The 9,342-nt window shown below is 31.2% G+C and carries 6 protein-coding genes; 4 read left to right on the forward strand and 2 right to left on the reverse strand.

Annotated features, from left to right (window positions below):
• A partial coding sequence (locus SVN78_06225; GenBank protein ID MDY6821199.1) for a dihydrofolate reductase occupies nt 1-892 on the forward strand: 892 nt, incomplete at its 5' end.
• A 21-nt stretch (nt 893-913) separates the two neighbouring features.
• On the opposite strand, the gene SVN78_06230 is transcribed toward SVN78_06225, so the two are convergent.
• A complete protein-coding gene (locus SVN78_06230; protein ID MDY6821200.1) occupies nt 914-2,908 on the reverse strand; it encodes a hypothetical protein in 1,995 nt (664 codons plus the stop codon).
• A gap of 153 nt (nt 2,909-3,061) precedes the next feature.
• Here SVN78_06230 and SVN78_06235 point away from each other — a divergent pair, with 153 nt between their 5' ends.
• The 3 genes from SVN78_06235 (at nt 3,062) to SVN78_06245 (ending at nt 8,377) form a co-directional block, all read left to right on the forward strand.
• Nucleotides 3,062-5,497 (forward strand): glycosyltransferase, encoded by a 2,436-nt coding sequence (locus tag SVN78_06235; protein ID MDY6821201.1) that lies wholly within the window; start codon nt 3,062-3,064, stop codon nt 5,495-5,497.
• 151 nt (nt 5,498-5,648) lie between these two features.
• Nucleotides 5,649-6,665, forward strand: a complete 1,017-nt coding sequence (locus SVN78_06240; GenBank protein MDY6821202.1) for a hypothetical protein — start codon at nt 5,649-5,651, stop codon at nt 6,663-6,665.
• A gap of 185 nt (nt 6,666-6,850) precedes the next feature.
• The gene (locus SVN78_06245) at nt 6,851-8,377 is read left to right on the forward strand and encodes a DHA2 family efflux MFS transporter permease subunit (protein MDY6821203.1); all 1,527 of its coding nucleotides are present in this window, start codon (nt 6,851-6,853) and stop codon (nt 8,375-8,377) included.
• A gap of 39 nt (nt 8,378-8,416) precedes the next feature.
• On the opposite strand, the gene SVN78_06250 is transcribed toward SVN78_06245, so the two are convergent.
• A partial coding sequence (locus tag SVN78_06250; GenBank protein MDY6821204.1) for an MBL fold metallo-hydrolase occupies nt 8,417-9,342 on the reverse strand: 926 nt, incomplete at its 5' end.

The raw sequence follows: 9,342 nt of genomic DNA on the forward strand, positions 1-9,342 counted from the left end.
TGCACAAACGTGCTGTATTAGTGGTATAAATTTGCCTAACGAAGCTTATCTGCGAGATAATTATGGATCAAAAGCTGTTCAAATTGTAAATACAACAGATGCGATAAATAAGGGCTATGATAAATCTTTTGGTTCTCATGTTTTGGAGGAATTTGCCCTACCTAATGAGGTTGATTATGCTCTACAGTATGACAATGAGGCCTATAAGGTGCTTGTTTATTTTCATGAGATAACAGGTCATGGTGGCGGAAAGATGGCGCTAGGCAAAGAAGATATTAACCCCAGCGATGTAATAGGTGGTTATTATAATACATTAGAAGAGGCTAGGGCAGATTTGACTGCTTTGTGGAACATGTTAGATCCAAAGACTGCCGAAATGGGTATTTTATCAAAAGAAGCAGCAGCTGCTGGTTATAGAGATTTTGTTAGAAGTACACTTGTGATGCTAAAAGATTTTCCCAATGCTACAAAGATTCAAGAGGCACACAGAGCTGCTGAAAATATGATAGTAAGGTACCTTATGGATAATACAGAGGCTGTTAGTCAAGAGGTTATTGATGGGAAGACCTATTTTGTTGTAAATGATATAGATGGAATGAGGCAAGGTGTCTCTAAGCTTTTGGCTGAGGTTCAAAGAATAAAATCTGAGGCAGATGCAAATGCTGCAAAGAGGCTGATAGAAACCTATGGCCAATATTTGGATACTGAGCTTAGGGATGAAGTTGTTGAGAGATATAATAAGGTGAAAGAAAGATACGGTATACCACAGTACAGTGTTATGATACATTCAAGATTATATTTAGATAAAGAAGGAAAAGTTAGGGTTGACAATACTGAAAGCTTTATGGATCAGCAACTAAGGTATGATAACTTCAATGAGGTTAGTAATTAATTTTTTGAATGGTTGTTGGAATCATTTTAATCCAATAATCTTTGAGAAATTCCAAAGTTTCATAAAAAGAGGATTAAATTTATTATTTAGTATTTTTTGTTCTTCTCTCTCCCAAAAAAATAAGGAGTATGCTGGGTAGAAATAGGAAAAATCATAGGCTGTTTTATTTGCCCTTTTTTCATAAATATAGTATTTGTCATATCTAAAATTTTTTATAACTTCCTCAATTATTTTTTTTGCCTCTTTTCTTGTCTTTCTTGCTCTAACTAAAAAAATCTTACCTCTAAAAGGGAGTTTTTTTCTATTGTTAGCTATTAGTGCCGCATAATATATATATATTCTATGTTTAATTCTAAAAACTAGTACTTGTATATATTTATATATCTCATCTAGTATCTTGTAACTATTAGTATAATTATAATTATTATTTAGAATATTTTTATAGTTTTTTAGCTTATCTTCAATTTTTATTTTACAAGATTCTAAATCCTGCAACACTTTTATTAAATTTATTTTTTCACTATCTTTTATATTTCTTCTTGCATATTTTAGTGAGTATTTAGGACGGGGCTGAAAGGTATAATTAAAGAGTGGAAATTCGATAAATGGGTCCTCACCGGTTATGTAAGGCAAATAATTTTTAGTTATTAAATAATAATTTAATAAACTATAAATATCCCTGATTATTTTAAAAAGCCCATCATTTCTGAGGGTTAATTTTTTGAACAAATAGAAGGGGTTATTGTTTATATTTGTTTCATCTAGTATTAAGCTCCATAAATAGTTAGAGGTTGCTAATTCAACTAAGAATCCTCCCCACTCAAAACCTGAAGAGAAAATAATATGGCCATCAATCTTTAGTTTTTTACATAATTCTACATCTAAACATCTAGCCCTAAAGTAGGGCATTAAAAATAGTGGAATTGAATTATCAAAGCTTACCCAATAAGCTGCTGTTGGCCAGAATAAAATCTTTTTCTTGCCAGCGTATTTTTCCATATTTTTATAGACAAAGAAAAAATTCTTATTCTCATAGGCATTAATCTCTTTATCTATCAAGGAGTAGCACATTACTGTTCTAAAAAGAAAGCCAGCCTGAGATTCGTTATTACTTTTAAGCTTGTTAATTGGCTCCATTATTGAATGGTCCTTTCTTACAATATGTTTTGAATAATAAAGGGGGGTCCTTTTTTTATTTATTATATAGTCTTCAATTTTTTTTATAGTTTTAGGTATTATTTTCATTAGATCAGGCAAGAATTCGCCTAAGGGGGTTTCAATTACAACATAGTCAAAAGGAATTTCAAGGATCATATCTAATTTTCTCTTACAATCATCTAAAAGGTTAAAACATTTAAATGGATTGACCAATTTATAGGAATATTGTTGGACTCTAAAAAGTGATAACATAATACCAACATTTACACCTCTATCATGGGCAAAAGGGATTATATCTTTTAAATGATTAGCAAAACCTCTTAAGTTTGTTTTCTCTAATAGATAGAATTGGAAGGTATTATTACCAGTTCTTACTAGATGTTTAATATAGTTTTCAATATATTTTAAATGTTTTGCATTCTCTTCATAGAGAAAATGGGCTAGTTCTATTGGGTGTAACGTATGAAGATGTGTTCCTCTTGTACTCAATTTTGCTTCCCCTTCAAAATTAAAACTCTTCAAGAAACTTAAATCTTTATATTGTGGTATGCTTATCTCTTCAGGATGTAAAAAGAAAAAATTTAAGATTTCACTTAGAAAAAAGTATGTACCATATATTATATCTATAGGTGATCTGCCTATAATGTTTAGCCTTTTTATTATTGAGTTGTAATTAATTTTGAAGTTTGTGTTTAAATCATTAACTTGCAAAAATTCTATATTAAAATCTGCGCAATTATCGTTGTATAATATAGAATTATTCAAAGATTTTTTTAAAAGATGTGCAATATCCTCTAAATTTAATATAAATATTTTTGACTGCTTAAGTTCCTTTGAGAATATAAAGTTTATATCCAAATTATTTCTCCATTAATTTATTTTTTGAGCAAGCTTATATGAATTTTTAATTTAAAACAAACAATTAAACTAAATTTAATGTTTTTTTACATGTTTATAATATTTCTATAACAATCTCAGACTATATTACAATTAAGCAAAGGAGGGGTTATAATGATAAAGGTTGATATGCATGTGCATACAAAGTATTCAGAGAGGCCATCAGAATGGCTTTTGCAAAAGATTGGTACCTCTGAATCCTATACAGATCCCTTTTATTTATATAATACTGCTATAAATAAAAGGGGTATGGACTTGGTTGTAATAACAGATCATAACAGGATTGATGGTGCTTTACAATTAGAGAAAAAATATCCTGATAGAGTTATTGTCGGTGTAGAGTCAACCACCTATTTCCCAGAAAATGGCTGTAAAATACATCTTTTATTGTATGATATAAGGGAAGAACAATTTAGAAAAATTCAGCAAATTAGAGATAATATTTATAATTTACGCGATTACATAAAAGAAGAGAATATAGCGCATTCAGTTGCTCATGCAACATTTAACATAAATAATAGGCTAACTATTGATGAGATTAAGAAGTTAATTTTGTTATTTGATAATTTTGAGGTAATAAATGGTGGTCGCAACCCATTAAACAATATAGTATTAAAAGATATTTTAGACAACTTGACACCTTCAGATATTAATAATTTATCAAAAAAATATGATATTATGCCCTTTAGCGAAAATTCATGGATCAAGGGATATACTGGTGGTTCAGATGACCACGCTGGTATTTTTATTGGCAAAACCTATACCGTTTCAAAGGAAGCTGTTGACAAAAAAACCTTTATAGAGGCATTAAAAAATAAAAAAACCTATGCTGAGGGTAGAGAAAATAATTTTGAGGGTTTTGCCTTTACTATATATAAAGTTGCCTATGAGTTTGCAAAAAGTAAGAGCACATATTTTGCAAAATCTGCTCTCTCTGAATTTACAGAATATATATTTGAAAAAGAGAGACTGTCTTTCTTTGATAAAATGAGGCTACGTAAATTTAGGCACTCATTAAGAAAGAATGACAATAGTTTTACTAGATCATTTATAGAAATTATAGATGATTTAGATAAGATTCATACTCTAGATATTGATGAAAAAATTGATTATCTCTATGATAAGGTTGCTCTTATTGTTGATCAATATATGGCATCAGTTTTAAAATCAATAGACACAGACCTTAAGAATTTTAATTTAGTAGATATTGTTAAAACATTATCCTCTTCTTTCCCCGGTATATTATTAGCTACACCCTTTTTATCTTCTTTTAAGTTTATGTATCAAGATAGAACATTGCTAAACAAACTACAAAAATCTTTCAATAAAAATATTGATAAAAAAAGTGAGAAGAAAATTCTTTGGTTTACTGATACCTTAGTTGATTTAAATGGGGTTTCTACAACCTTAAGAACAATTGCAAATAAAGCAAATAAAGAAAATTATAATTTATTATTATTTGCATCCCTTAAGAAAGGAGAATCAAATGAAATATTACCTAAAAATGTTAAAATAATAAAACCTATATATGATTTTACACTCCCTTACTATAAGTCATTAATAATAAAAGTTCCGTCATTACTCAATGTGTTAAAAGAGGTATACCGATATAACCCAACTGAGATATATATATCAACGCCAGGTCCTATGGGTTTTATCGGAATAATGATGGCAAAGTTATTAAATATTCCCTCTATAAACATTTATCATACTGATTTTGCTGAAGAGGTGGATAAAATTACAGATGATAAACATATTGTGAGGATAGTTGATTCATATATGAAGTGGTTTTATAACCTTTCAAGCAATCTCTTAGTCCCCACATATGAGTATATTAATATATTGAAAGAAAGAGGTTATAACACAGAAAATATTGGTATTTTTAGAAGAGGGGTTGATCTAAAAAAATTTTCATTTGCAAAGATTAAGAAAGATTATAAACAAGATCAAATACAATTACTTTATAGTGGTCGCATCTCAAAGGACAAGAATTTAGAATTTCTCTTTAAGGTTGTCAGTAAATTAGAAAGTAAAACAAAATATGATTTTGTATTATATATAGCTGGTGATGGTCCAGATTTTGAGGAATATAAAAATAAATATGCCTCTAAAAAGATAAAATTTCTAGGCAGACTTTTACATAGTGAAATAAATAATATATATAGTAATTCACATATTTTTCTATTTCCAAGCACTACTGACACATTTGGGATGGCAGTGTTAGAGGCTCAAGCAAGTGGTTTGCCTGCTTTAGTTTCTAAAGTTGGTGGTCCTAAGGAGATAATAAAAGAAAATGTAACTGGCTATGCTTTGGATATTGATATAAATCTATGGGTAACAGAGCTGTCAAAACTAATGTTATTAATAAGAGAAAATCCCTTTGCATATAACAATATGAGGTATGCTTCTAGAAAGCAGGTAGAAGAGAGGTATAATTTAGATAATGTAATTAAATATTTATTTCAATTAGATAATGAATCAGTGCATAAAAGTTCTTCTTTTGTCTTTAGTGGGTTAAAAGAAATAGCAAATGGTCTATTAGTTTCATAGCCTATATATTTATCTTTAATTAAACACACTTTTATATAATCTAAATTATTTAAAATATTATTATAAAAAAATTTTTATTTTTTTGAACTTTATATTCAACAATTGATCTCTAAATAAAGGGCGCCCTTATAAAAAGAAAATGGAGGTATGTATGATGAAATCTATCAAAGGGGTGATAACAATTTTATTGACCCTTATCTTAACGTGCCCAATGATATTATCAAATGCATATGCAACAAGAATATCAGAGGGTAGCACAAAGGCCTATCTTATGGTAGCCCTACCTGAAAATTTAGCACTCTCACAACTAGATAAGACTAGTTTAATTAACTTGACTGAAGGTGGGTTGGACAAATTGCCTATCAAAGGTGCTAAGAATATGAGCTATAATAAGGCGGTTAGATCTGTAGAATCAGGAGAATTAAACAACAAAGCCCTGCTTTTTGTTTATGCACCTGGTGTAAAAGGAAAAGCCGTACAAGGATCAGCTTCAACTGGACAAGAGACTGCTTCAACTGCAACAAATGGTGGAATAATATCTAGAATAATTGGATTTATTAGATCACTTTTGGGAATAGAGACACCCGAAGAGGAAGCACCTATAGAAGAAACAGGAGATTTAGGTGGTACTGAACAAGGGATTGGTTATATGCCACCAACTGAAGAAGGTGTCACACCACCTGCTGAAGAAGAGATGACACAAGCGCCTGATGAAGAAGTCGTGCCACCTGTAGCTGGAGAAGAGACTACACCACCGGATGAAGAAGGTATGACACCACCAACTGAAGGAGAGGTTGACGAAGCTACCACTGGATTATTGCCACCACTAGAACAGCCATCAGAACAACCAGGTGAAATTGAAGAGGTGGCTGAAGAAGAACAAGCTGAAGAAACTGAAGAGGTGGCAGGTGAAGAACAACCTGGCGAAACTGAAGAATTAGCTGAGGAAGAGCAACCTAGTGAAACAGAGGAAACAGCAGAAGAGGAACAACCAGGTGAAACTGAAGAGGTGGCTGATAACGAATCAGAAGCAACTATTATACCTGTTCAACCTGTTAATCCCGGAGGCGAGAATACTGGTGAATCAATGACACCAATGGCATTACAAAACTTAGGTAAGACTTTACAACAAATGGGCTATAGATATACTATAATACCATTTAAGTAAAAAACATGCTTCACACGGCTCTTTATTAATTAGAAAAGGGGGGCCGTGTGCTTTTTTATTATATATTATACTTAATTTATTTAAATTAACACATCCTAATTAGCTTTTTTCAGCTCTATTGCCAACAAATATCTAGATATAATTTTTTCTAGACAGATTGTTTATTATAAGTCAATTTAATATAAATGGATCAAAAACAAAATAAATATCTATTTATTATTAGTATAACTGTACTATTAGGCTCTATGATGAGTACTATCAATACAAGCAGTGTTAATGTAGCAATACCATATATGAGAGGATATTTAGGCGCCTCAATTGAAGAAATAACCTGGGTATCAACGGGTTTTATTTTAGCACGAATTATTATAATGCCTATAATACCACTTATTAGCAAATGGGTAGGAAGGAAAAATTTTTATCTCTTTTCAGTTGCCACATTCACTTTATCATCTTTGATTTATATATATGCTGATAACCTAATAATAGTTGTAATATTGAGAATTTTTCAGGGTATTGGCGCTGGTGCTTTAATACCAATAGCTCAGTCTGTTCTTAGGGAAAGTTTTCCTTCAAACAAGCAAGGCTTAGCTATGAGTATTTTTGGTATGGGGACAATAATAGGTCCTGCAGTTGGACCTGTTATTGGTGGTTATATGGTTGAATATTTCAATTGGAAATGGGTATTTTATATAAATATTCCCTTTGGTATTATTGCAACCTTTTTGGTGTATAAATTTATAGAGGATCCACCATATATAAAAAGAGAGCGAAGTTATATTGATATACCAGGGCTCATTTTTATGACAATTGGGTTTAGTGCGCTGCAAATTATGCTTGCAGAGGGCGAACATGAAGATTGGTTTTCTTCTAATTATATAAAAACACTATTTGTTATTGCAATAATTGGGATAATTACCTTTATAATTAGAGAGCTTATGACAAAAAAGCCCGCAGTTGACCTAAAATTGTTTAGAAATTTTATGTTGAGTATTGGTACATTTATATCGAGCATGCTTCAAATGGCTCTACTTTCTGTTTTATTTGTAATCCCACTTTTTTTACAGGAATTACTAGACTATCCACCAATAACTACAGGTGTTGCTTTAATGCCAAGAGCAATTTCAATGATATTAGTAATGTATTTAGCTGGTGCATATTATGAAAAAATTGGACCAAGGATTATTATTGCAACAGGACTGATGTTTTCTGCGTTAGGTTTTTATCAGCTCTCTCGCATGAATTTATATGTTGATTTTTGGGGCATATTCTGGCCTCAATTTATACAAGGTATTGGTTTTGGTTTATTATTCGTTTCTTTAAGTACAATTGCCTTGTCAAAAGTAAAAGGTTCTGATATTCAAGCAGCGAGTGGGCTTTATAATCTTGGTAGGCAAATTGCTGGTAGTATTGGCATAGCAGTATTTGCAACCCTAGCTGATAGAGGGGTAAACCATTATAGGGCAATGATAGTGCATAATGTAAACCTCTATAATATACATACTACCAATTGGCTAGACACGGTTAAAGATGGCATTGAACATGCAAACGTCATAAACATCCCTAATTGTTCTACTGTAAAGCTATTAGAAGGCGAAATCAATAGACAGGCTGCTATGCTTGGATATAATCATATATTTGCAATACTTTCCTATATCTTTGTATTTCTCTTAATATTAGTGCCCTTTATCCCCTCAAAAAAGGATCTTTAGAATTGTATATAATAAGCTTATTTGATTAATATTAATATTTTACAATATATAGCTTGTTCCAACACTATTAAGAATAAATTTGTCTGGCATTTCCTTAGCAAATTCATTAATTGCCTTCCATCCTGTACAATGTGTGGGAACTACTATTTCAGGATTAAATTTTTTCATTTCAGTTATTGTTGGCTCAATTAATGGTTCAAATATAGGACCTGTCAAGTGAAAACCGCCCATGACAAAATATATCCTCTTTTCACCTGTGAGTTTTTGAGCATATAAAATAGTGTTAATGATGCCTGGATGACCACAACTGGAGAGTATCACAAGACCTTTATCTTTAACATTTATAACAAGTGACTGTTCATCTATAATAGCAGTATCTGGCTTAATTTGTCCATCTTCTATTTTACGTGCCGGGGGGAAACCTTTTTCAAAATCTGTTACCCTTTCAATCTCACCTGTGATTAGAATTGTATTATTTCCTAATAATATTGGAGATCTATTTTCTTGAATCTTGACACCTAAAAAATTTAAGGTTGTTTTATCTAATCTTTTTAAAATCCTTATATGACCACCAAAATCATTTAATCTTTGTTTAAAGGCTTCAGGATGAATTACAAGTGGGGCATGTCTAGGAACTAGGCGGTCTCTATATATTCTTATTAACGCACCAAAATGATCAGGATGGCCGTGCCCTAGCACAACAGCTTCAACATTATCTAGATTAATACCCATGGATTCTAAATTATAGGGTAGTGGGATGTCAGTCATACCTGTATCAAATAAAATTTGATGATGTTCTGATTCGTTGAATACATCTATTAATAAAGATAATCCATGCTCAGCGAGTAAACCACCAGGTCTGCTTCCATCAGAAATTAAAGGTGCTCTTTTTACTTTTTTTGTGCTAGGCAAGAATAGATCAATATAGTTATCTACTAATGTTGTTATTTTAACACTGGTTACCT

It is taken from the genome of Deferribacterota bacterium (assembly GCA_034189185.1).
Taxonomy (GTDB): Bacteria; Chrysiogenota; Deferribacteres; order Deferribacterales; family UBA228; genus UBA228.